Source organism: Streptomyces sp. NPDC102490 (assembly GCF_044765285.1).
Classification (GTDB): Bacteria; Actinomycetota; Actinomycetes; order Streptomycetales; family Streptomycetaceae; genus Streptomyces.
Genome location: NZ_JBIWJU010000013.1, coordinates 122,319 through 143,303 on the forward strand (window position 1 = coordinate 122,319; position 20,985 = coordinate 143,303).

Sequence of the window (20,985 nt, forward strand, 5' to 3'; positions counted from 1 at the left end):
GCAGACCGGTGCGAGGGAGGGCGTACGAGGGGTGGTGGGCCCGGTCATGGCCGATTCGACCCGGCGGATGGTGCGGGACCGGTGGAGAGGACGTGGTCGACGGCGGCGTTGAGGGTCTCGGTCTCGGCGATGAGGACGGATTCGCGGGTGGGCAGGGCGCGTTCGACCGAGAGTCCGTTGAGGACGGTGAGAAGGAACCTGACGTTGCGGGTGTGGTCTCCCGCGGGCAGTACGCCTTCTTCGGCGAGCACGGTCAGCCAGTGTTCGATACGGCGCTCCGCCTCCCGCTCGTGGGCGAGGTATGCGGCGCGTACCTGTTCGGTCGGCTCGGGTTCGATGAAGGCCCGGTAGATCGTGCCCCATGCGGTGCGCGCGTCTTCGCTGGTGCGGAGCGGTGCGAGAACCTGCCGCAGGCAGTTCAGCAGCCGTTCGCGGGGCGGCAGTGTCCGGTCCCGGATCGGGTCGCCGGGCAGGACGTGTTCGTAGATCCGCGCGAGCAGGCTGTCCTGCAGGGCGCGCTGGGTGGGGAAGTGGAACCTCAGCGAGCCGGTGCTCACTCCCGCACGCGCCGCGACCGCGCGCACACTCAGCTTCGCCGCCATGTCCTCGGCGATCATCTCCGCGGCGGCCTGGAGGATCTTCTCGCGTGTTTCCATGCTCCGCTCTCCTTCGCTTCTCCCAGCCTGCTCACTGTACTAGCACGCCGTACTAGTACAGTGTGCTAGCGTTTCTCTAACACGCTGTACTAGTCACGGTGCGGCCGATGCGTGAAGGAGGGGGCGGAGCATGGCGTGGAAGCAGTGGGCGGCGTCGAGGCGCCTCAAGCCCGGAGACGGCAGGGAACTCCAGCGGTTCCGGTGGTGGCAGCTCCCCCTTCGCTCCCTGTTCTGGCTACGGCTCCCCGGCGCCGATGGGCACACCCGCCTGCACGCCGTCGACGTACGGCACTGGGCGCGATGGGACAGCAGCAGGATCCGGGCGCATCTGTTCCTGGACGGCAGGCAGGTGGCCGAGTCGAAACTGCCCGCGGTCTTCCCCGTCGACGGGGGTGTCATCGAGGTGGCGATGAGCACCTACGGCATCAGGCGCTGCCACTACCGCCCCTCGGGCGGACAGCCGCGTCAGCTCACGCCCGACCCGGCCTCGGCGGAGGGTCGGCGGGCGCGCTTCGGTGCCCGCCATCCAGGACTGAGCCAGGCGATCGGCATCGGAGCGGTGCTGCTGCTGGTCACCGGTGTGGGCCTGAACCTGTTGCAGCTCGCCGAACCCGTCTCCCGCATTCCTGCCGTCACGCAGCGGGTCGGACCGTTCGCCTCACCGATACACCTGCCGCTCTGGCTGAACCTCGCCCTGGGGGCCGGGGCCGTGCTGGCCAGCATGGAGCGCGCGCTCCGCCTGCGGTACTCCCCTCTGCTCGACACGGCCGGTCACTGACCCCTCGCAGTGCGGAAGGCGCGACAACGGCAGCCCTCCTCGGCCGACTTCTCGCGCGACCGGCCCGGCCCGGCCGCATGGAATGACACACGTACGGCGAAAGGAAGATCAGCATGTTCCAGTCCAGGCCGAGGACCGCCATCCGGTGCGGGGCGGCGTTCGCCACAGCCCTCATGGTCCTCACCGGGTGTTCGTCCGGCACCTCGGAACCGCGCAGCACGTCCACGGGGGCCACGTCGGCCTCCGTCCCGTCCCCGGACCCGCTCACGTGGAGCGCGTGCGGGAAGAACCTCGAATGCGCCACGCTCAAGGTGCCGCAGGAGTACACCAAGCCCGACGGCGCGCAGATCCCGCTCGCGGTCATGCGGCACCGGGCCACCGATCCCGAGCACCGCATCGGCAGCCTGGTCTTCAACCCGGGCGGGCCGGGGGTCCCCGCCACCGAAACACTGCGCAACCTGCCCAAAACGGCGGGTACTCCTGGCGCCTTCTCGCCCACGGTGCTCGCCAGATTCGACATCATCGCGATGGACCCGCGCGGCGTCGGCGGATCGCAGGCCGTGCGCTGCCTGACCGACAAGCAGCGCGCCGACGCCGCCGGCACCGCCTTCGACCCGGCCGTCCCCGGGGGCAAACCCCTGCCGCGACTGCTGGCCGACGCCGCCGCGTTCACCGACGGCTGCGCCACACAGCAGAGCAAGGCGTTCCTGGCCAGCCTGTCCAGCGACAACGTGGCCCGCGACATCGATCAGGTACGCTCCGCGCTCGGCGAGGACAAGATCACGTACTACGGCTTGTCCTACGGCACCGTGGTCGGCCCGATGTACGCCACCCTGTTCCCCCACCGCGTCCGCCAGATGGTGCTCGACGCGCCCATCGACACCAACCTGTGGTTCGGCAACTCCCTCACTTTCCTCAACGACGTCGCCGTCGCCAGCGAACGGACGCTCAACGCCTGGTTCAAGACCTGCCGCTCCGAAGGGACCGCGGTGTGCCCCTTCGGAGCGGGAGACCCGCAGGCGGCGTTCGACACACTCGTCGACACGCTGGAAGCGAAGCCACTGAAGATCGCTCCCGCCAAGGGCGCCACCCCGGGCGGCGAACTCGACGGCGCCATGGTCCTGGAGGCCACCCGGGCCCTGGCCGGCGACCAGAACACCTGGCCGTTGCTGACCTCGGCACTGCTGACCGCTCAAGACGGCAACGGGGCACCCCTGCACGCCCTGTGGAGCAGCGTGACGGTCTCCCCCTTCCCCGTCCCCACCGCGATGTTCGAAGCCCACACGGCGGTGCGCTGCGCCGACTGGCAGACCCCGGCCGGCGTCGCGGCGCACAAAACCGCGGCCGCCAAGGCGGTTGACGAGGCCGAGCGGATCGGGACCCGGGCCGCCTACTCCGCCCTGAACTGCGCTCGGTGGCCCGCGCCGAACAAGGACCGCGTCACCAAGCCGCTCACGGGCGCCGGGGCGCCGCCGGCACTGGTGGTCGCAGGCCGACTGGACCCCGTCACCCCCCGCCACTGGGCCGAGCACATGACCCGAACCCTGGACTCTGCGGTCCTGCTCACGCGGGAAGGCGTCGGACACGGCTCCTACGGCACCAACTCGTGTGTCAACAGCGCAGTTGACGCCGCCCTCGTCGACGGCACCCGCCCCGCCGACGGCACCGTGTGCAAGACGGACGCGCCCGCCACCACCCGCCCCCTTGTCCCCGCGAACCAGTGAGTCCAGCCGGGAATATCGGTTCTCCGGGGCGTACCGAAGTGTGCCGTAACGTCATCAGTTTCACGGCCCGAGCCGGAGGTAGTAGTCCCCCAGGAAGGCAAGGCAGCAGAGAATTCGCTCACTGACTTCTATTCCGTGAAGGCGGTTTGGGAAAACTGCGGGATAGAGGGTGGCGGCTAAAAGTCCCCCGTCTTGCAACGGCTGACCTACAGGGAATCCACCGTGCGCACAACTCTCGCTCAGAAACTGTATCTGCTCTGCTACACCGTCAAGAAGGAGAAATTCCAGCTCGACAACATCCAGGGGCGCGGCCAACTGCTACGGGCCGGAGCGATGACCGAGTTGGCCCGCGACGGTCTGCTGGAGGCCACCGGGGGAAAGGTCCGGCGGCTCCCCGGAGAACCGCCCGAGGACCCGTTCACCACCGCCGTCTGGTACGACCTGCCCGAGGACAAGCCCAAAGGCTGGCTCACCTTCCTGCACGACAAGGCCCACACCGCCGAAACCCCGGTTCGCGACCAGCTGCTCGCCTCCGGGGAAATCGCCCTCACACGCGAGAAGAAGCTGGGCGTCGTCCCCACCGAACGGGTGTCCGTGGTCCACCCCGACCTGGTGCAGGCTCTCCAGGAGCGGGTGCGCTCGACGGTCCTCAACGGCGCTCCCGCCGAGGAGCTGACGGACGAACTGGCCATGGCCGTCTTCGCCGTGGAGCTGGAACTTGCCCCGGTGTGGAGCAAGGAAGACCGCCGCGCCTACAAGTCCGACCTCAAGGCGCACGCGGCGCGGTTCGACGCCTTCGTCCCCGGACTGCGCAAGGCGCTGCGCGATTCCTATCTCGCGAGCCGGGCCGTGGGAGGCGGTTGGAGCGCCTGAACCGCAGTGCCACCGCGACGAGCCAAGCCCCAGGAAACGCTGAAGCCGCAGCGCGAGACCAGGAGTGATCGATGTCCCGACCCGAAGGCCGGCACGACCCTTCCCCCACCAGCGGCAGGAGCCCCGGACGTACGCCGCCGCCCGCCCCGCGGCCGCCCTTGATCGAGTCTCTGGGAGGCACGGCGGGGTTCGTCTACTCGACCGTCCCGGTCGTGGTGTTCGTGATCGCTCTCGCCCTGCTGTCCACGAAGGCGGCCGTGATCGCGGCCGTCGCCACCGGTGCGGTGCTCACCGTGGCCCGGCTGGTGCGCGGCGAACGTCTCCTCGCGGCCTCCGGCAGCCTGAGCGGCGTTCTGGTCGCGGCAGGCATCGTCGCGCTCACCGGTTCCGCCAAGGACTTCTTCCTGCTGGGCATCTGGGTGGCCTTCGCCGGCTTCCTCGCCACCTTCGGTTCGGTCCTCGTCCGCCGCCCTCTGACCGGCGTGGCGTGGAACCTGCTGCACGGGGGCGCGTACGCCTGGCGCGAGGACCGTCAGGTTCTGCGGGCGCACGACATCGCCACCCTCGCCGCGGCACTCGTCCTCGGATCGCGGTTCGTGGTGAAGCAGTGGCTCTACGTGCACGACGCCACCGGCTGGCTCGCCTTCGCGAAGATCGTCATGGGCACCCCCCTGACCGTGGTGGCCGCGCTGGTCGTCGCCTGGGCCTTCCGCAGAACGTCGAAGCGCCTGGTGGACAGCCAGCCGGCCGAGGCGATCGCCCGGCAGGAGGCCGAACTCCCGCCTCACCAGGGCGCGTCCAGGTAGCAACGCCGTCACAGCCCATCAGCAGAGGAAAGGCCCCCGGATGTCGATCAGCCATGCGCACGCGGAGACGGTGAGGGAACTCGGCGCCTTCGAACGGTCCATCGACCTCTACATGCACCGGAACCCCGTCCAGTTCTCCCTGGTCGCCGAGATCGACCGGAAGGTCTCCGAGCAGACTCTGGCGCGGGCACTGCGGGAGGTGCAGGCACGGCACCCGTTGCTGCGCGTCTCGGTCGACCGCCGGGCTCCCCGGGCCCGGTACCGCTGGGCAGAGAGGCCGGTCGGGGTGGAAACCGCCGCCGAGGGGACTCCCTGGCAGGCGGTTGTCGCCGGAGAGCAGACGCGCCCCATCGCTCCGGAGCCCGGCCCGCTGCTGCGGACCGTACTCATTCCCGCGGAGACCGGCAGCGTCATCGTGCTGACCTTCGCGCACCAGATCACCGACGGGATCGGCGGCATGCGGGTGGTGGCGGACCTGGTCGCCGCCCTCGACGGCGACGAGGAGGGCGGCGGGGGCGGCGAGCCGACGTCGGAGGGGGAGGTGCCGCCCTCCCAGGAGGCTCTGCTGGGCGCTCTCGACGCTGCGGCGCCCACCGTGGGACCACCCCGGGACGAGCTGACGGACGCGTCCGGTGAGCTGGCGCGGTTCTCGGGTCGGGCACCGCACGTGTCGGCCCTGGCCCTGCAACGCGGTCTGACCGCACGGCTCGTGAGCCGTTGCCGCGCGGAGGGCGTGTCCGTGCACGCAGCGCTGTGTGCCGCCGCCAGCACGGTCTTCCACCACGCGGGCCGCACCCGGGTGAGGGTGCTGAGCCCGATCGACCTGCGCCGTGCCGCAGGTCTGCCCGACGCTGTCGCGAACCGGTTCGCGGGGGCGCGCACGGCGAGCGAGGCGTCCCGGGCCGGGGACTTCTGGGAACTGGCCCGGCACCATCACCGGGCTCTGGAACACCAGCGCGCACCGGGGGTGCTCAAGGCCGGCTCGGAGGCCCTGCATGGGCATCCGCCGGCCACCCCTGAAGAGGCCGAGGCGTTGATGACCGCCGTCACCGCCGCCGACATCCAGATCACCAATCTCGGGCTGGTGGAGGCGCCGGCACACGGCCGCACCCGTCTCACGGCTCTGTGGGGGCCGGCGCAGACCACGCAACTGCGCGGTGAGCACGTCCTGGGTGTTGCCACGCTCGGAGGGCGCCTGCGCCTGACGGAGCTGACCCACGACCCGGTGGCCGGTCTGCTGCCCGACCTGGCAACCGTGCTGGCCCAGAGTTGCGCCGAGTCCGGCTCCCCGTCCTCCCGATCCGTTCAGGACGTCGAACGCCCTCTCCGATGACTCGCCGACCACCCGATCTCTGCGTCCCGCCGCGCCCTCGACGGCCGCACCCGATGAGCGACACACAGGAGTGACCATGCAGTCCTTCACCGACGTCCACGCAGGCGACGCGGTCAGCACGGCCCTGCTGGCTGAGCTGCGGTCCCATATCCCCGCGGACCGCGTGCTCACCAGCGGACCGGAGTACATACGCGCGGTGGCGTTGTTCAACGCAGCGGTCGACGTCCGCCCCTCCGTCGTCGTGAGGTGCGCGACCACCGCCGACGTGCAGGCGGGAGTACGCGCGTCCCGCCATCACGGAGTACCGCTCTCCGTGCGGGGCGGAGGCCATGACTTCTGGGGCCGGGCGTTCCGCCCCGGTGGACTGGTTCTCGACCTGACGCACATGCGGGAAGTCCAGGTCGACACCGACCACCGTGTCGCGACGGTGGGTGGCGGAGCGCTCTCGTCCGACGTCGTGTCCGCTGCCGAGCGGGTGGGCCTGACCGCCGTCACCGGAACCGCGGGCGCCGTCGGGATGGTCGGCCTCACGCTCGGCGGCGGGTACGGCCCGTTGATCGGGCAGTTCGGGCTCGCAGCCGACAACCTGCTCGGCGCCGAAGTCGTGCTGGCCGACGGTTCGCGGGTGACCGCCGACGCGGAAAATCATCCGGACCTCTTCTGGGCGCTGCGCGGTGGGGGCGGCAACTTCGGTGTCGTGACCTCGGCACGGATCCGGCTGCACCCCGTGCCGACGACGGTGTCGGGGACCATCCTGTACCCGATCGCCCAGAGCGCCCGGGTCCTCACCGACCTCGGTGGGATGCTTCAGGACTGTCCGGACGAGCTGACGGTGGACGTCGGGTTCCTTCCCGGCCCGGACGGCGAACCGACGGTGTACGTCGCGCCGACCTGGTCGGGGGATCTCGAGGTGGGGAACGCCGAGAACGGTCCGGTGCGTGCCCTGGCCGGACTCGGCACGCCCGTGCTCGCCGAGGTGGGACCGGTCGCCCGTTCCGCGACGCTGGCCGCGACCGACGGCATGTTCCCACCCGGGCGGATGGGCGCGATCCGCACGCGGACCGTCCGGAGTGTCTCCGGCCCCATCGCGACCGTCCTGGACCGGGCTGCCCAGGAGTTCACCTCACCGTTCTCCGCGATCGTGTGGCACCAGTTCCATGGCGCCGCCACCCGTCCGCCGCTCGCCTCCACGGCTTTCGGCCGACGCGAACCGCACCTGATGATCGAGCTGATCTCCCTGTGGGAGGGCGGCGACGGCACCGGCAACGCGGGCAGTGGCGACGGCGGGACACCGCACCTGCGCTGGCTGGAGGAGCTTCACGCGGCGCTCGAGCCCTTCTCGTTGCCGGGCGGCTACGTGAACTTCCTGGGTCCGGAGACTCCCGACCAGATCGCGGACTCCTACGGGCCGAACACCGAACGCTTGCTCGCCGTGAAATCCGCCGTCGACCCGGACTTCGTCTTCGCCGCCACACCGCTCCCCGTCGGGACCGCCGACGCCGGTTCCCCGCCGCGTGAGGCGTAGGCGGCATCGCTGCTCCGGCCAGTCGGAGGCGTGATCGGGCGGACAGTCCCCCGAGCCGGCGCCCATCGTGGATGTCTTCCTTCCGCCGGGACCGCTACGCCGGAGTCGAGCGCGTCACAGCCTGCAACGGGCGTCGGCGGGCGGGGTTTCGAGGTCGAGGAGGTAGCTGCTGACCGCGTCGTCGACGCACTTGCTGCCGCCGAGGAGGTAGGCGCCGTGCTGCTTGCCGTCCACGGTGAGCAGGCTTCCGCCGAGGGCTTTCGCCATCGCGATGCCGCCCTCGTGCGGCGTCACCGGATCACCGGTGACCGACACGACGAGCGTCTCGGGGACGCCTTCGACAGCGGAGAGCCAGGGCTCGTCGCGTGTCGGCGGCGCCGGCCACGCCTCGCATTCGCTGTGGTACGTGCCTGCCGTGAACGCGTCGAGGGCGAACATCGGGGCGGCCTCCCCGATCTTCCGTGCGAGCGCGGTCTGTTCCTCCGGCGTCGGACGGGGTGAGTCCATGCAGCGCACAGCGATGTTCGTGTCTAAGTCGTTGCCGTAGGCGCCGTCCGCCGTGCGGGCGTAGAAGGCGTCGCGCAGGGCGAGCATCTCGGCGGTGTTGCCCGCTTGGAGCGCGGTCAGGGCGGAGATGACGTCGGGCCACTTCGCTTCGGAGTACAGTCCGCCGCTGATGCCGAGGTAGACGTCCCAGACGCTCAGGTCCCGGCCGCCGGTGGTCGGTGCCGGTGTCTCGACGAGCGGCTGGACGATCTCGTGCAGGCGGTCGTTCGCGGCCGCCGGGTCGGGCCGAGAACGCAGTCGGGCGATTGTGCGCAGAGTGCGGCGAGGTCGTCGAAGCGTGCCTGGAGTCCGGTGAAGGAGGAGAGGCGGAACTCGCTCGCCGTCAGATCCGGCGAGACGGCTCCGTCCAGCACGATCGCGCGGACCTTTCGGGGGTGGGCCGCGGCGTACATGGCTCCGAGTTCGGAGCCGTAGCTGTAGCCGAGGTAGGTCAGCCGGTCGTCACCGAGTGCCTGTCGCATGATGTCCATGTCGCGCACGACGTCGGCGGACCCGGCGTTCACGAGGTTCGCGATGCCGCCGGAGCCGGCTGCGCAGCGCTCCGCGAGCTCGCCCGCCTCCTCGGCGCTCGTGATGTCGTACACCGCGCCGAACCGCGGCACGTCGCCCGCGTCGTACTCCTCGTCGGTGTAACAGTCGAGGGCCGGAGTCGACAACCCGACCCCCCGCGGATCGAAGCCGACGATGTCGAAGCGTTCGGCGACGGAACTCGCCCGCCACTGCGGCAGGGTGGCCGCGACGAAGCTGGTGCCGGACCCTCCGGGTCCGCCCGGGTTGAGCAGCAGGGAGCCCTCGGCGTCGCCCGCGGCGGGGAGGCGGGTGAGTGCGATGTGCGCCTTCTTCCCCTCCGGCTCGTCGTAGTCGAGCGGGACCTCGACCGAGGCGCACTGGAGCGCCGGGTTCGCGAACAGCTCGGCGTCCTTGGTGTTCGTCGCGGTGTCCTCGCACGTGACCCAGTCGAGCTCTTGCCCGAGGTAGGCGTCGAGGTCCGCGTCCGCGCCGGAGCCCGGTGGAGAAGCGGCGGGCGTGCATCCGGCGAGCAGAAGGAGTGAAGCCGCGGCGGCCGCGCCGAGCACGGTCCTGCGGCGTGCGGATCGAGGGTCTGGGCGCATGCGTTTCTCCTGTGTCGAGCCGCGGTCGTGCGCAAGGGCGCGGCGGCGGTTGACGGACTGTTCTCGGTCGGTGCGCCGAGGTGGCCGACGGCGCGGGCAACGTGCCCGGTCGGTACGCGGTCTCAGCTCTCGATTCCGTCGGTCTCGGCGTCCAGGAGCCGGTGCTGGCGGAAGGTGAGCGCTCGTTCGATCCCCGCGAGGCCGGCCGCGACGGTGAGAACGGTGTTCGCCCAGGCCGGCAGGTCGACGAGCGAGGCGAACGGGGTGAAACGATCGGCCCAGAGTGGCTGGTGGGTGACCAGGTCGAGCAGCTGCGGGACGAGGAGCAGCAGATTCGTCATCAGCACGATGACGGCGCAGGCGGCGAGGACGCGTCCGACTCCGGGGTGCCGGCGGGAGAGCTGGGCGCGCCCGTGCTCGGGCGTCCCCGGCGCGGGATCGAGACGCCGCCGGCTGCCGTCCGCGCTGATCAGGTGGATCCGCCGCATGCCGTACCTGCTCGCGGCGACCTCGATGCGGTGCGGTCCGAGCGGGAACCGGACCGGCATGTCGGCGGTCTGCACGTGCCGGTCGTCCCAGTAGAGCGAGGCCCGGCCCGACAGGTGGTCGACATCGACCGTTGCCGTCGACGCGTCGGGAAGGCTCATCGCGAACCGTGTGCGCTGCAACGAGAGGGAGGGGCGGAACGGCGGCAAGGGCGCGCCCGGCTCCGGGGCGGGCTCCGACCACGCCCCCGCACCACCGTCGAGGCCCTTGAGCCCGTCGAAGCCGTAAGGACCGTCCCGCGCCGCACCGGTCCAGGGATCGTGCCGGTCGTTCATGTCTCCCCTGTCCCGGGGTTCGTGGCCACGCAAGGCACCGCCACGACCCCTTTCTAGCATCCCCGTGCTAAGAAAGTAGCACGGGCATGCCAGAAGCGACTAGGATGGGGATCATGCCCAAAAGAGCCAACCCGGATGTCCGCCGGGAGCAGGTCGCCGAGGCCGTGATCGAGGAGATCGCCGCGCACGGCATCCGCTCGGTGACCCTCGCCCGGATCTCCGCCCGCACCGGCCTGGCCATCGGGAGCATCCGGCACTACTTCGGCGACACCCTCCGCGAGGTCATGCGCTTCACCCTGGGCGTCCTCATGCAGCGCGCCGCGCGCCGCGCCGAGACGATGTCCGCCGATCCGGTCGCACGGCTCGTGGATGTGATCGCGTTCGCCGCTCCGACCACGGAGCAGGAACGCCGGGAGAACATCGCTCTCGTCGAATACCGCGTCCTGGCCCGCACGGACGCGGAACTCGCGGCCGACATCGCCGCCACGTCCCATGCGGGCGCAGAGGTGATCCGCTCGCTGCTGCGCGATGCGCTGGCCGACCGCTCGGTCGACGAGGAGGCCCTCCACCGTGAGGCGCTCCTGCTGTTCACCCTGGTCGAGGGCTTCTCGTTCAGTTCGGCCCTGTTCTCCGCCCCATTGCGCGAGGCAGACGTCCGCGCCATCGTGACCACAACCCTGCAACGCCTCCACGACGCCTTCCCGCCTCCCGGGAAAGCCGCCGAGGGAGCGACTGAAACTCCCGGAGCCACCGAGAGGTCACGAAGCCACCGCTAAGCAGTTTCGTCTACTGATGCGCAGCGGGCGCGGATTGTGCGGCGAGCGAGAGGCGCACAGCGGCCGACAGCGCCACCACACGGCGAGCGTGCGTCGCCCCGAGTGGGGGCGGCGCGCTCTCATCGTCAACCTGGGCGGCTGACAGGGTCGGAGGGACCGCGCCGCCACAGGACCGTGACCGGCCTGCTAGGAGTTGGGCCTGTTTCGCCGTTTAGAGGGCAATGACGAGCAGGACCGTCCCCGTGGTGCCGCTGGAGAACCAAATCGCAGCCAAATTGACCATTCCGGAATCCGACCCTTCCCCGCCTGGTCGAGGCTCATCGTGACCCCCATCCAGCACCCCGCGAGGAGAATCCCCATGTCCGACTTCGAGCCCGCCGTAACGGCGTTCATCCTCCTCAAGACCAATCGAGCCTGGTTGGACCTGTCCGTACCGGAGCCCGTCGCCGCCTTCCAGGAAAGCGTTCCGCCCGCCGTCAAGGACAAGGCGAAGGACGTACGTTGGCGCTACTTCGACACCGAGTTCTACACGGCCCGCGTCACCGACATCTGGGCCTGGGAGGCACGCGACCACCAGTCCTTCCAGTTGGTCGTCGAGGCATTGCGCGAGACGCCGTTCTGGGACCACTACTTCGAGGTCGTCGAAATCCTTGTGGGCGTCGAGAACGCGTACGCCAAGAACTACGACCCCGGCATCCTGGCGACCGTCAACGCCTGAGTGCCCGCCCGCCGGTGCGGCGCGACAGGCGACCGTCCGGCGAACCGTGATTCGGTACCGAGGCGAACCCCGCACTGGAGGCACGCCTGCCGCCTCCCGACCGTCTCGGCCGGCACCTGTCTGGCCGTACTCGCCGATTACGGGGATGCCACCCAAACGCGTACTATCGCGACCTCTCACAGACGAGTAATATCGCGTTTCGCCTCCCGCCGAGTACGACACCCCGCCCCGTTGAGGAGCCTTCATGCCCGCTGTCCTGAATCCTGTCCTCGATCTTCTGACCGTACGCGGCACCGTCACCGAGGCCGATCAGCTCACCGCCCGGATACGTCGGCTGCGCATCGAGAGCGGACAACTGGCCGGCCTGGAGGTCCAGCCGGGCCAGCAGGTGCGTGTCCTGGTGGGCGGACTCACCCTCCGTACGTACTCGATCTGGCACTACGACCCGTCCGGCGCCGTCGAGTTGTGCGTACTGGACCACCCCGCGGGTGGACCGGGCGCCCGGTGGGGCCACACCGTCGCACCGGGCGAGCAGGTGCGGCTGCGGCGCCCCGAAGGGACCTTCACGCTGCGCCCCGACGCCGCCCACCACCTCTTCGTCGGCGACGAGACGGCCTCGGTCGCGTTCGGTGCGATGCTCGCGGCACTGCCCGGGGACGCCCCGGTCTCCGGGTGCATCGAGACGGCGACGGCCACGGACCGGCTGCCCCTGCCGGGCGGCGACCGACTGGACTGGATACTCCGAGACGAGACGTCCCTGCCGGACGCGGTACGACGACTCGCCCCCGCACCCGGCGGCATCGCATATGTCGCCGGAGAGGCACGGGACGTGCAAGCAGTGCGGCAGGTGCTCCGGGAAGCAGGCTGGGACCGGCGCGCGATCCTGACCAAGCCGTTCTGGACACCGGGCAAGAAGGGCATGGAGTAACGGCCAGGACGTACTCCTCCGCCCGCCCCTCGACCAGCACGCATCCAGCCGATCACGCGACTACTTCCTAGTCACCGCCAGGTGACCGACGGGATTCTTCACCGCGAGCGGACCGGCGTTGCCCTGCGTCGGTCGGCACCAGAACTCGGTCCGTCGTGGCCCCCGTGGGGGGGTGCCTCCACCGGTACGGAGTCTCACGCCGGTGGCGTCACGTCGGTGCGCCCAGTGCGTGCAAGAGTCCCGTGGTCGCAGAGGCAACGTGATCGAAAAATCGATGATGAGGCCGCTCCGGGCCTGAGAGGCTCGCCCGCCTATTGCATGCCGCCCGGGGGCGGAGCCAGAGCCACGAAGAACAACGGCTGCGGTGCGAAGTCCAGGGTGTCGGGTTCATCCCGCCCGTGCGCGACAGGACACTCATCGCCGCGGTTCGGGCCCTCTGGGCCGGGGTGTCTTCACATGTCGTCGGATTGCCTCTCGGATTCTTGCGCCCGGTCCCGGGCGGCGAGGTCGCGCAGGCGCGCGTTTGTGCCGTCGCGCTGTGCACGGCGCAGGCCCTGTTTGGCCAGCAGGCCGTTGGCCACGGTCATGACCATCCTGTTCGGCGGCGCCGTCATGCCCGTCGATGTGTGGGGTGCGTAGAGCGCCCGTCCGTCCTCGACGGTCAACCAGCCGGTGACGGTGCGCATGCTCACACCGACGCACTGCGGTTGGAAGCTGTGGGCGAGGAATCCCGCTCGGCGTCCGCCCGGTGGCAGCAGTTCGGACGATGCCGCGAGGCGCAGGCCGGTCTCGTCGTGTCCGGTGACCGTCACCGGGAGGATGACGGGGTGGCCATCAGCACCCTGGTAAGCCAGCAGGCGATGAGGAAGCGCGGCGATCTGCCGGGCGAGCTTGGCGACGGGTGTCCGCGGGGTCGTGCCGTTCCTCGGCGGTTCCTGTTCGGCGGGATGCCCCGGCCAGGAGGCGCCCGTCACGGTTGCACGTCCACTCGCCGAGAGATCGGGCCAGACGGCGATGCGGTCCGGGTGGACATCGACGAAGACCCGGTTTTGGTGGTACTCGCGAAGCAGCCAGTCCCATACGCCTCCCCGCCTGGTCCGCCCGAGGAACGGCTCGGAGGCTTCCATCAGCCCCGCCAGTCGCTGCACCGAGGGCTGAAGGTCCACCTCTGCTCGGCCCTGGGCGAGGACGTAGTGGCTGTGGGTGGCGAACCCGTGCTCGCGCGTGTGATAGGCGAGACAGACGCGTGGGTTGCGCAGGATGTGTTCCAGCTTCTTCGGGAAGCCCAGCGAGGTGGTGAAGCTGACCTCGTTGGCCGCCCGGTCCGCGAGCCCCACCGGTGAGACGCTGGTGACCACCGCGCCTCCGGCCGGGGTGAGGTAGGCGGCGGCGACGGTCAGGTCACCCTTGAATGCCTCGTACGCCGTGTCCGGCCACGGGAGCCGAGTGGAGCTCACGAGCCGTCGCCTCGCAGGACTCGCAGGTCGGCGGCGGCTTGGCTGCGCAGGGCGGGCAGCAACGACTTCACCGGGGGCGGCATGTTCACGAGCACCGACTCCACCTCGGCCGGCGTGCCGGCTTCATCGAGGAATCCGATCATCAGTTGCCCGGCCACCGGGGGTGTGCTGGCGATGACTCGCTGGGCGAACTCCTCCCACTGCGCGGGTGTGATGCGCTGCAGGGCGGGGAACAACAGTGGTTCCTCGTGAGCCAGGTGGTCACGCACGCTGTCGCGCACCGCGACGGCCGCCTCGCGCAGCGCGTGCCGGCTGTCGCCGCTCAGGCTCTCGTCGCCGGGGCCTTCCGTACCGGTCAGGTTGACGGAAGCGAGGCGGTCGAGTGCCCTGTCCAGGTGGTCGTGTTCTTCGCTGAGTTCGTCGAGTGCGCCCTTCGTGTCCGGCGCCGCTGCCAGGATGAGCGGCCACAGCCACGCGTCTTCGGTCTCGTGGTGGTGACGCAGGTTCGCCACGATGAAGTCCCGTAGCTGCGCGAGTGCTTGACGCGGCACGGAGGATCGGCCGACGGCGTCGACGAGCAGTCCGGTAGCCAGTCTGTGTGTCTCATGGGCGAGCCGCGTTTCCACGATGGCTTGCGCGTCGGACTCGGCTTGCATGGTCATGTGTGCGGAACCTTCGCGTAGGAGTGCACGGTCTTCCGGGCAGGCCCCAAGACCCTGAACCGCTCCGGCGGGACGAGGGGAAGAGACTTCGGTTGTCCGTCCGGTCTCCATTTCAAGTTACATGCTCTGCAATGAAGTTATCCACTCTGTCGTCGGGTAGGCTGCCGACATGCCCGATCGGACTCGGAGGTATCAGTCAGCACGGCGTGAGCAGAGCGCGGCGCAGACCCGACAGGACATCCTGGAGACCGCGCGCGACCTTTTCACCATGCATGGCTATGCGCAGGTGACGATGGGGCAGATCGCTCGCTCGGCCGGGGTCGCGACCAAGACGCTCTATGCGAGCGTGGGCACCAAGACTCAGCTGCTGCACGCTCTTCTGGCCGTGGACGTGGCGGATTCGAAGACCACCGGGCTGCATGACGAGGTACGCCGAAGCAAGGACCTCGCCTCCGCGATGACCTGCCTGGCGCATGGAATCCGCGGCAACACCGAACGCTTTGCCGCATCCATAGACCTGCTCCACTCCTCCATGGCCAGCGATGACAAAGCGCGGCAGGTGTGGGAGTACGTCGTCGCGCAGTACCGCCAAGCGCTGCGCGACATCGCGCAGCACCTGGTCGCCCTCGGTATGGTGGCTCCTCATCTCGACGTGGACGGTGCGGCGGACCGCCTGTGGCTCTGCTTCGGGCTGTCGGCTTGGCGATCGCTTGTCGCCGACTGCGGCTGGAGCTATGACGACGCGGAACGCCTGCTCGCCCGCCAGGCGGTGAGCATGCTCGAAGACCCCGGCCCGGCATAGGCGGGACGGGGGCCCGTCGAGCTGCCGCACAGGTGGGCTAGGGCCTCAACGGGAGCGTCTGGGGCCGCAACGGCGCCGAGGCCCGAAAGGTCGCGGGACGACTGCACGCCGGCACCCTCAACGTCAACGTCAACGTCAACGTCAACGAGGCGTCCGCTGCCGCCTGGGGCAGCATCGACGCCCCCATCGGCGACATGGGCGACTCGGGCCTCGGTCGCCGTCACGGCGCCGAGGGGCTGCTCAAGTACACCGAAGCCCAGACCGTCAACGAGGGCGCCGACACCGACGCCCGGTATGAGGACTTCTCCGTCTGGCACTACCGCACCAACTCCTGGTGGTGGCGGCACCAGGGCGCGGTGATCCGACTCGGCCGCAAGATCGAGATCGGTCTCCGGTTCGCCCTGGACGGCCTGCGGGTCCAGGGCGCCTGGTGGTACCCCGATCCCGGCCAGGTGGACATGTTCCGCAAAGCCGTGGCCTCCGAGGGGAGCGGCCGCGAACTGTCCGCCACCGTCGAGGACTTGCGAAATAGGGGTGACGACACCTCCGGGGACCTGATGAAACGCCCGCCGCGTGGCTGTCCGGCAGACCACTCCCGTACAGACCTGCTTCGCCACCGTTCGCTGATCGCCGCCCGCCCCCTCGGCTGTGTCGAAGTCGGGCCCGGCCCGCAGCCCCAGAAGCCCCTCTGAGACCTGAACGAGCGAGGGCCGGTCCGGAGGTCTCCGGTCAGGGCCTGGAGCTCTCCCACCGGCGACACAGCCCACCTGCCCGCCGCCGGCGCCAGTCTCTTCGGGTCAACGGTCCTGGAACGTGTCCAGGGCCACGGCCTGGGCGACGGCCAGGCGGGGGTCCAGTCCGGGGGTGAGGATGTCGACCACGTAACGGTCCCGCAGACCCCACTTCCTGTCCACCTTCATCACCTGCTTGCCCCCCGTCTCGAAGTCGAAGTGGTACGGCCACAGGAACGGCAGGTCCAGCGGCAGGAAGTCCCAGGCGCGGCGGAGCACAGCCACGAACCGGTTACGCTCCCGGCCGACGGCGGCCGGGGATCCGGGCTGGTCCAGCACCCAGGTCGAACGCACCAGGGAGGCGAAGTCCTTCTCCTCGAAACCGCCGACAAGGTTGCCTTCCGCGTCCCACACGTCGTAGCCATCACCGGCGCCGCGAAGGCCGCGCTCCTCGATGGTGAACAGCACGCGGGTCCCGGACAGGCCGGTGTGGAAGGTGATCTTCTCCTTGAGCGAGAATCGCTTCACCTCGGCGCAGGCCAGGACCTCGCCCTCCGAGCCGTCCGGCATCAGCTCGCTCACGGTGTAACGGCCGGCCTTGAGACGGTTCTCCTGCCGGACGGTGAAACGTCTGCCGGTCCACTGTCCCGCACTGTCCACTGTTCCGCTCCCGAAGCCGTCGTTCCCTGTGCCGCCGCTGAGTGCGTCCGGCCGAGCCATCGTCACCGGACCGCCCGGCCTGCGGCAGTCTCCATAAGTCGTCACCCGGAACGACCAAAGAGGGCAGGAATCCCAGGAACCGAGGCCCCCCTTCGTCGCGCGCGACCGCACCGAAGGAGGGATGCGGGCGTCAGAGGGCAGCCGTCTATCGTCTGCACGTGGATGCTGCAGAAACTCCTCGTACCGCACCGTCGTTCCGCTTCCGTCTCGCCGCCGCCTCCCCCTGGCCCCGGCGGCGGATCGTCGGCGAGGCCGTGCTCACCCCCGTGCTCTCCGGGATCGCAGGCATCCTCCGCACGGCGGAGACCGGCTCCCTGGTGCAGGGCGGCGCACTGGCCCTGGTCGTCGCCGTACTGTCCCTGGCGCGTCGCGCCCTGCCGGCGTCGGTACTGCTGGCCGCGTCAGCCCTGGCCGCCACCTTTCCCGGTACGTTCGTCCTGCTGGTCTGCGCCGGCTGGTCCGCCGGCAGCCGCATCGAGCGCCCGGCGCGGGCACTGGCCGCGTTCACGGCCGGTTTCGTCCTCCACCTTGTCGCCGGCGTGGCCACCGCACCAGATGAAGACCTCGGACTGTCGGCGCTGGTGACCGTCGCACTGACCGGGGGTCCGTTCCTGGTGCTGGCGGTGGTGCCCGGTTTCGCCGCCCGGTACCGTGCCCAGCGGCACGCCCTGCTGGACGCCCTGCGGCGGCACAACGCCCAACTGGTGCGCGAACGGGCGATGGTGGCGCGCCAGGCCCGGCTGCTGGAGCGGCAGCGCATCGCCCAGGACATGCACGACAGCCTTGGCCACCAACTAGCCCTGATCGCCGTGCACACCGGGGCACTGGAGGTGGACCCGGAGCTCAACGGCCGCCAGCGGGAAGGTGTGGGCGTCCTGCGGGAGGCATCCAGATCGGCGATGCGGGAGCTGCGCGAAGCCGTGGGCATCCTGCGCAACGACGCGGAGATGTCCGGGCCGGGTCCGGAGGGAGCCGGGCCCTCCTCGGACCGTGCGGCGGCCTCCATCGACGAGCTGGTCGCGTCGTCGCGGGCGGCGGGCGCGACAGTGGAACTGCACCGCTCCGGCACCCAGCGGACCCTCACCCCCGCTGCCGACCGGGCGGCGTACCGCATCGTTCAGGAGGGACTGACCAATGCACACAAGCACGCACCCGGCGCCCCGATCACGGTCGCGCTGCGTTACGAACCGGACAGCCTCGTAGTCGAGGTGGCGAATGGCCCGGTACCGGCCGGGGTTCCGGCCTCACCCCCCGCGATCGGCGGCCAACAGGGGCTGACGGGCCTGCGGGAGCGGGCCCGTCTGGTCGGCGGCATGGTGCACACCGGCCTCACCCCCGGCGGGGGCTTCCGCCTCGCCGGTGTGCTGCCGTACGCCGGTGGCGAGCGGCAGTCCCCTCCGGGCGGCGCGACTTCGGTGGCTGCGGACGACGACTTCCGAGGGCAGACCGGCGGGGCCTCGGCGGGAAATGGTGGTGGCGTCCTCGAACGCGCCGTACCGCACAAGGAGTTCACCGCCATCATGAGCAGCAAGAAGAACGCCGCCCTGGGCTGCGCCGCCACCGCCGTGGTCCTCGTCGTGGGCGTCGGCGCCCTTCTGGTGTGGGGGGTGTTCAAAGGGATCGACGAGTTGGAGAAGGGGGCCATACCGGCGAGCGTGTACGAGTCGGCTCGAGTCGGCGAGGCCGAGGCGGACCTGCGCGGGAAGTTGCCGGAGGGCGGCTCGTTGCTCACCGACGGTGTGGAGAAGCAGGGGCCTGCGCTGCCCGATGACGCGGCCTGCGAACACTTCGTGGACGACGAGAAGGACATCGTCTACCGATTCTGCTTCCGCGACGGGAAGCTCGCCTCCAAGGTGTCCTACGCATGGAGCCCGTGACCGGAGGTCTGTGACCACGCTCCCGGCCGGATCGGGCATGATGAGCTGGGCTGTGGTCCGCCTGTCACACCGATCCCGCGCAGGAGATCTCATGATCCGGGTTCTCATCGCCGACGACGAGCCGCTCATCAGAGCAGGCATCAGAATGATCCTCACCTCCGCCGGGGACATCGAGGTCGTCGCCGAGGCACGGGACGGCCGGGAGGCGGTGGACACCGCCCGGAGCACCGCGGTCGACGTGGCCCTGCTGGACATCCAGATGCCCGTGATGGACGGGCTGACCGCGCTGGCCGAACTGGGCCGTGCCGCGCCGGGGGTACGGGTGCTGATCCTGACGACGTTCGGGGAACGCGACAACGTCCTGCGGGCGCTCGGCCACGGCAGTGCGGGCTTCCTGCTGAAGGACACCGCCCCGCAGGAGCTGATCCACGCAGTCCGCGCGGCGGCGGCCGGCAACGCTTACCTGTCCCCGGCCGCCACCCGCCACGTGGTGGACACCCTCGCCTCCCCCGCCGCCACCGTGCGTGGCGAGGAGGCGCGCCGCCGCCTGGCCGGGCTGACCGGTCGCGAACGCGAGGTGCTGGCCCTGCTCGGCGAAGGACTGTCCAACGCGGCCGCCGGCGCCCGCCTGCATATGAGCGAGGCGACGGTAAAAACCTACGTCAGCCGCGTCCTCACCAAGCTCGACTGCGACAACCGGGTCCAAGCGGCGCTCCTGGCCCGCGACGCGGGCCTGGAGCCGTGCGCAGAGTGAACCTCAGCGCTCCGGCAAACCGTACGTGGAACGGATCTATCCGGATTCCGAGGTCCTGCTCACCATCGTCAATGCGGTACGCCATTGCCGACCGGTCCCGGTCCATTACGTCGACCGCGACGGACGCCGTACCGCGGGCAGCGTGAGACATGGCTGACCAGTTCGTCTGGACGATCGCTGGCCTTCGTGACGAATACCGAGCGCGCGATGGTGGTGCTGCTCGAAGAGGAAGGCGATCCCGGCGAGCACGTTCAGGATCGGGAAGCAGATCGTAGGGACGGGGGCCTGGCCGAAGGACGCACGTTGGGTGGTCGATCGCTGAGCGGTCTGTCGCCGGGCCCAGATCAAGATGGCGGCGAGGTGGAGTGCGGCCTGGTAGGCGATGGCGAGCTTGTCCGTTCGCATGGCCAGGCCGCGCCATTGTTTGAGCGGGTTGATGCATCGTTCGAGTGCGTTGCGTTGCCGATAAGCCTCGGCGTCGAAAGCCGGTGGGCGACCGCCGGCGCGACCGCGCCGCAGACGGTGGCCGATCTGGTCGGACGGCTGGGGGATGACAGCGCGGATTCCGCGTCGCCGCACTCCTGATCAGGCGTTTGTGAGCGGTCTGGACTGACCACCCGCTCAAAGAGACACGCTCTAGCGGTCACAGCCGGCCGCCCCGCCTGCCGTTCACGCTGATCATCGGCCCGCAGAGCCGGGCGGCAACGACGTAACCCTCGCGCAGCTGCCGACTGGCGCTCCCCTCCACCTCGTTCGCGACCCTGAGGACGAGGCCGACCCGAACGCCATCCAGGTCCAGCACCAGGGCGTCTTCCTCGGCTGGATCGCCCGAGAGATCGCCCGCTCGCCCTCGCTCTCGACCAGGGCCGCGACATCTGATCTGCAGGACCCGACGACTCCGCTTTGAGCGTCATCAGCCCTCGGCGTTGCCTCATCACTCGCAGCCTTGACGCCCTCTGACAAGATATCGCCCGCAACGCCCACACCGCGCATCATGCGCACGCATAAACCGCAGGTCAGGAGCCCTTCGCGGCCGGTTCGAGGATCGCCACGCACTCCACATGATGCGTCATCGGAAAGATGTCGGCCTGGACGCAGGCAGGAAAGCAGCAGGTCAGAGAAGTTTTGGGGTTCCGGATGAGAGCCGCCGGAAGCCCAGAGCGTCAAACGAGCGTCACGGCCCTACGAGAGTTCGGCATCAGCGATCTGTCGCGTCATGACTACCCGCGCGGCGCCTCCCTCGGCGTCGGGTCGGTGGAGACACGTCGCCGTGCCCAGTGCGCACGAGAGGCATGTCATAGAGAGGCAGTGCGTGCCTGAAGACTTGCGGGCACAAGGCGCTGAGGATGCGGCAATCGGCGGGCC

Annotated in this window: 21 protein-coding genes and 3 pseudogenes; 15 read left to right on the top strand and 9 right to left on the bottom strand. The window is 70.0% G+C overall.

The window, feature by feature from the left end; all coding sequences use genetic code 11:
- Positions 1 to 44: 44 nt before the first annotated feature.
- A complete protein-coding gene (locus ACIRGB_RS28495; RefSeq protein ID WP_403870981.1) occupies positions 45 to 656 on the bottom strand; it encodes a TetR/AcrR family transcriptional regulator in 612 nt (203 codons plus the stop codon).
- A gap of 130 nt (positions 657 to 786) precedes the next feature.
- Here ACIRGB_RS28495 and ACIRGB_RS28500 point away from each other — a divergent pair, with 130 nt between their 5' ends.
- From ACIRGB_RS28500 to ACIRGB_RS28525, 6 genes are all read left to right on the top strand, one after another.
- A complete protein-coding gene (locus ACIRGB_RS28500) occupies positions 787 to 1,434 on the top strand; it encodes a hypothetical protein (RefSeq protein ID WP_403870984.1) in 648 nt (215 codons plus the stop codon).
- A gap of 113 nt (positions 1,435 to 1,547) precedes the next feature.
- Positions 1,548 to 3,158 (top strand): alpha/beta hydrolase, encoded by a 1,611-nt coding sequence (locus tag ACIRGB_RS28505; RefSeq protein WP_403870987.1) that lies wholly within the window; start codon positions 1,548 to 1,550, stop codon positions 3,156 to 3,158.
- A 222-nt stretch (positions 3,159 to 3,380) separates the two neighbouring features.
- A complete protein-coding gene (locus ACIRGB_RS28510) occupies positions 3,381 to 4,031 on the top strand; it encodes a GPP34 family phosphoprotein (protein WP_403870990.1) in 651 nt (216 codons plus the stop codon).
- 71 nt (positions 4,032 to 4,102) lie between these two features.
- Positions 4,103 to 4,837, top strand: a complete 735-nt coding sequence (locus ACIRGB_RS28515) for a DUF3159 domain-containing protein (RefSeq protein WP_403870993.1) — start codon at positions 4,103 to 4,105, stop codon at positions 4,835 to 4,837.
- Between the two features lie 40 nt (positions 4,838 to 4,877).
- A complete protein-coding gene (locus ACIRGB_RS28520) occupies positions 4,878 to 6,170 on the top strand; it encodes a peptide synthetase (RefSeq protein WP_403870996.1) in 1,293 nt (430 codons plus the stop codon).
- A gap of 76 nt (positions 6,171 to 6,246) precedes the next feature.
- A complete protein-coding gene (locus ACIRGB_RS28525; RefSeq protein WP_403870999.1) occupies positions 6,247 to 7,695 on the top strand; it encodes an FAD-binding oxidoreductase in 1,449 nt (482 codons plus the stop codon).
- 114 nt (positions 7,696 to 7,809) lie between these two features.
- On the opposite strand, the gene ACIRGB_RS28530 is transcribed toward ACIRGB_RS28525, so the two are convergent.
- The 3 genes from ACIRGB_RS28530 to ACIRGB_RS28540 all read right to left on the bottom strand — a co-directional run bounded on the left by ACIRGB_RS28530 (position 7,810) and on the right by ACIRGB_RS28540 (position 10,195).
- The gene (locus ACIRGB_RS28530) at positions 7,810 to 8,289 is read right to left on the bottom strand and encodes an alpha/beta hydrolase (protein WP_403871002.1); all 480 of its coding nucleotides are present in this window, start codon (positions 8,287 to 8,289) and stop codon (positions 7,810 to 7,812) included.
- Positions 8,290 to 8,396: 107 nt separating this feature from the next.
- On the bottom strand, positions 8,397 to 9,374 hold the full coding sequence (locus ACIRGB_RS28535; RefSeq protein WP_403871004.1) for an alpha/beta fold hydrolase: 978 nt from the start codon (positions 9,372 to 9,374) through the stop codon (positions 8,397 to 8,399).
- 122 nt (positions 9,375 to 9,496) lie between these two features.
- Positions 9,497 to 10,195 (bottom strand): hypothetical protein, encoded by a 699-nt coding sequence (locus ACIRGB_RS28540; protein ID WP_403871007.1) that lies wholly within the window; start codon positions 10,193 to 10,195, stop codon positions 9,497 to 9,499.
- Positions 10,196 to 10,308: 113 nt separating this feature from the next.
- Between ACIRGB_RS28540 and ACIRGB_RS28545 the strand changes: the two genes are divergently transcribed.
- The 3 genes from ACIRGB_RS28545 to ACIRGB_RS28555 all read left to right on the top strand — a co-directional run bounded on the left by ACIRGB_RS28545 (position 10,309) and on the right by ACIRGB_RS28555 (position 12,617).
- On the top strand, positions 10,309 to 10,971 hold the full coding sequence (locus tag ACIRGB_RS28545; protein WP_403871010.1) for a TetR/AcrR family transcriptional regulator: 663 nt from the start codon (positions 10,309 to 10,311) through the stop codon (positions 10,969 to 10,971).
- A gap of 352 nt (positions 10,972 to 11,323) precedes the next feature.
- Positions 11,324 to 11,689 (top strand): darcynin family protein, encoded by a 366-nt coding sequence (locus ACIRGB_RS28550; RefSeq protein ID WP_403871384.1) that lies wholly within the window; start codon positions 11,324 to 11,326, stop codon positions 11,687 to 11,689.
- 244 nt (positions 11,690 to 11,933) lie between these two features.
- Positions 11,934 to 12,617, top strand: a complete 684-nt coding sequence (locus ACIRGB_RS28555) for a siderophore-interacting protein (RefSeq protein ID WP_403871013.1) — start codon at positions 11,934 to 11,936, stop codon at positions 12,615 to 12,617.
- A gap of 452 nt (positions 12,618 to 13,069) precedes the next feature.
- Here the strand turns inward: ACIRGB_RS28555 and ACIRGB_RS28560 are convergent, their stop codons facing one another.
- Positions 13,070 to 13,975, bottom strand: coding sequence for a hypothetical protein (locus ACIRGB_RS28560; RefSeq protein ID WP_403871016.1), 906 nt, complete (start codon positions 13,973 to 13,975; stop codon positions 13,070 to 13,072).
- A 95-nt stretch (positions 13,976 to 14,070) separates the two neighbouring features.
- A complete protein-coding gene (locus ACIRGB_RS28565; protein WP_403871019.1) occupies positions 14,071 to 14,736 on the bottom strand; it encodes a hemerythrin domain-containing protein in 666 nt (221 codons plus the stop codon).
- A 169-nt stretch (positions 14,737 to 14,905) separates the two neighbouring features.
- Here ACIRGB_RS28565 and ACIRGB_RS28570 point away from each other — a divergent pair, with 169 nt between their 5' ends.
- From ACIRGB_RS28570 to ACIRGB_RS28580, 3 genes and pseudogenes are all read left to right on the top strand, one after another.
- Positions 14,906 to 15,538: a TetR/AcrR family transcriptional regulator gene (locus ACIRGB_RS28570; RefSeq protein ID WP_403871022.1), complete on the top strand. Its 633-nt coding sequence runs from the start codon at positions 14,906 to 14,908 to the stop codon at positions 15,536 to 15,538.
- 41 nt (positions 15,539 to 15,579) lie between these two features.
- Positions 15,580 to 15,804: pseudogene (locus ACIRGB_RS28575) on the top strand (aldehyde dehydrogenase family protein); the annotation flags it as partial.
- Between the two features lie 63 nt (positions 15,805 to 15,867).
- Positions 15,868 to 16,230: pseudogene (locus ACIRGB_RS28580) on the top strand (DUF2461 family protein); the annotation flags it as partial.
- Positions 16,231 to 16,335: 105 nt separating this feature from the next.
- On the opposite strand, the gene ACIRGB_RS28585 reads toward ACIRGB_RS28580, so the two are convergent.
- Complete coding sequence (locus tag ACIRGB_RS28585) at positions 16,336 to 16,929, bottom strand: hypothetical protein (RefSeq protein ID WP_403871025.1); 594 nt, start codon at positions 16,927 to 16,929, stop codon at positions 16,336 to 16,338.
- A 218-nt stretch (positions 16,930 to 17,147) separates the two neighbouring features.
- Between ACIRGB_RS28585 and ACIRGB_RS28590 the strand changes: the two genes are divergently transcribed.
- Together ACIRGB_RS28590 and ACIRGB_RS28595 are read left to right on the top strand one after the other, a co-directional pair.
- Positions 17,148 to 18,866 carry a histidine kinase gene (locus ACIRGB_RS28590; RefSeq protein ID WP_403871028.1) on the top strand — a complete coding sequence of 573 codons (1,719 nt, stop codon included), beginning with the start codon at positions 17,148 to 17,150 and terminating at the stop codon, positions 18,864 to 18,866.
- A 91-nt stretch (positions 18,867 to 18,957) separates the two neighbouring features.
- Entirely contained in the window at positions 18,958 to 19,620 is a 663-nt protein-coding gene (locus ACIRGB_RS28595) for a response regulator transcription factor (RefSeq protein ID WP_003977863.1), read from the top strand.
- A 318-nt stretch (positions 19,621 to 19,938) separates the two neighbouring features.
- On the opposite strand, the pseudogene ACIRGB_RS28600 reads toward ACIRGB_RS28595, so the two are convergent.
- Together ACIRGB_RS28600 and ACIRGB_RS28605 are read right to left on the bottom strand one after the other, a co-directional pair.
- Positions 19,939 to 20,199 (bottom strand): annotated as a pseudogene (locus tag ACIRGB_RS28600) (IS5/IS1182 family transposase); the annotation flags it as partial.
- A 64-nt stretch (positions 20,200 to 20,263) separates the two neighbouring features.
- Entirely contained in the window at positions 20,264 to 20,422 is a 159-nt protein-coding gene (locus ACIRGB_RS28605; RefSeq protein ID WP_403871032.1) for a hypothetical protein, read from the bottom strand.
- Here ACIRGB_RS28605 and ACIRGB_RS28610 point away from each other — a divergent pair.
- Positions 20,345 to 20,527 carry an HIRAN domain-containing protein gene (locus ACIRGB_RS28610; RefSeq protein WP_403871387.1) on the top strand — a complete coding sequence of 61 codons (183 nt, stop codon included), beginning with the start codon at positions 20,345 to 20,347 and terminating at the stop codon, positions 20,525 to 20,527. The two genes, ACIRGB_RS28605 and ACIRGB_RS28610, sit on opposite strands and share 78 nt — an antisense overlap.
- Positions 20,528 to 20,985 lie beyond the last annotated feature (458 nt).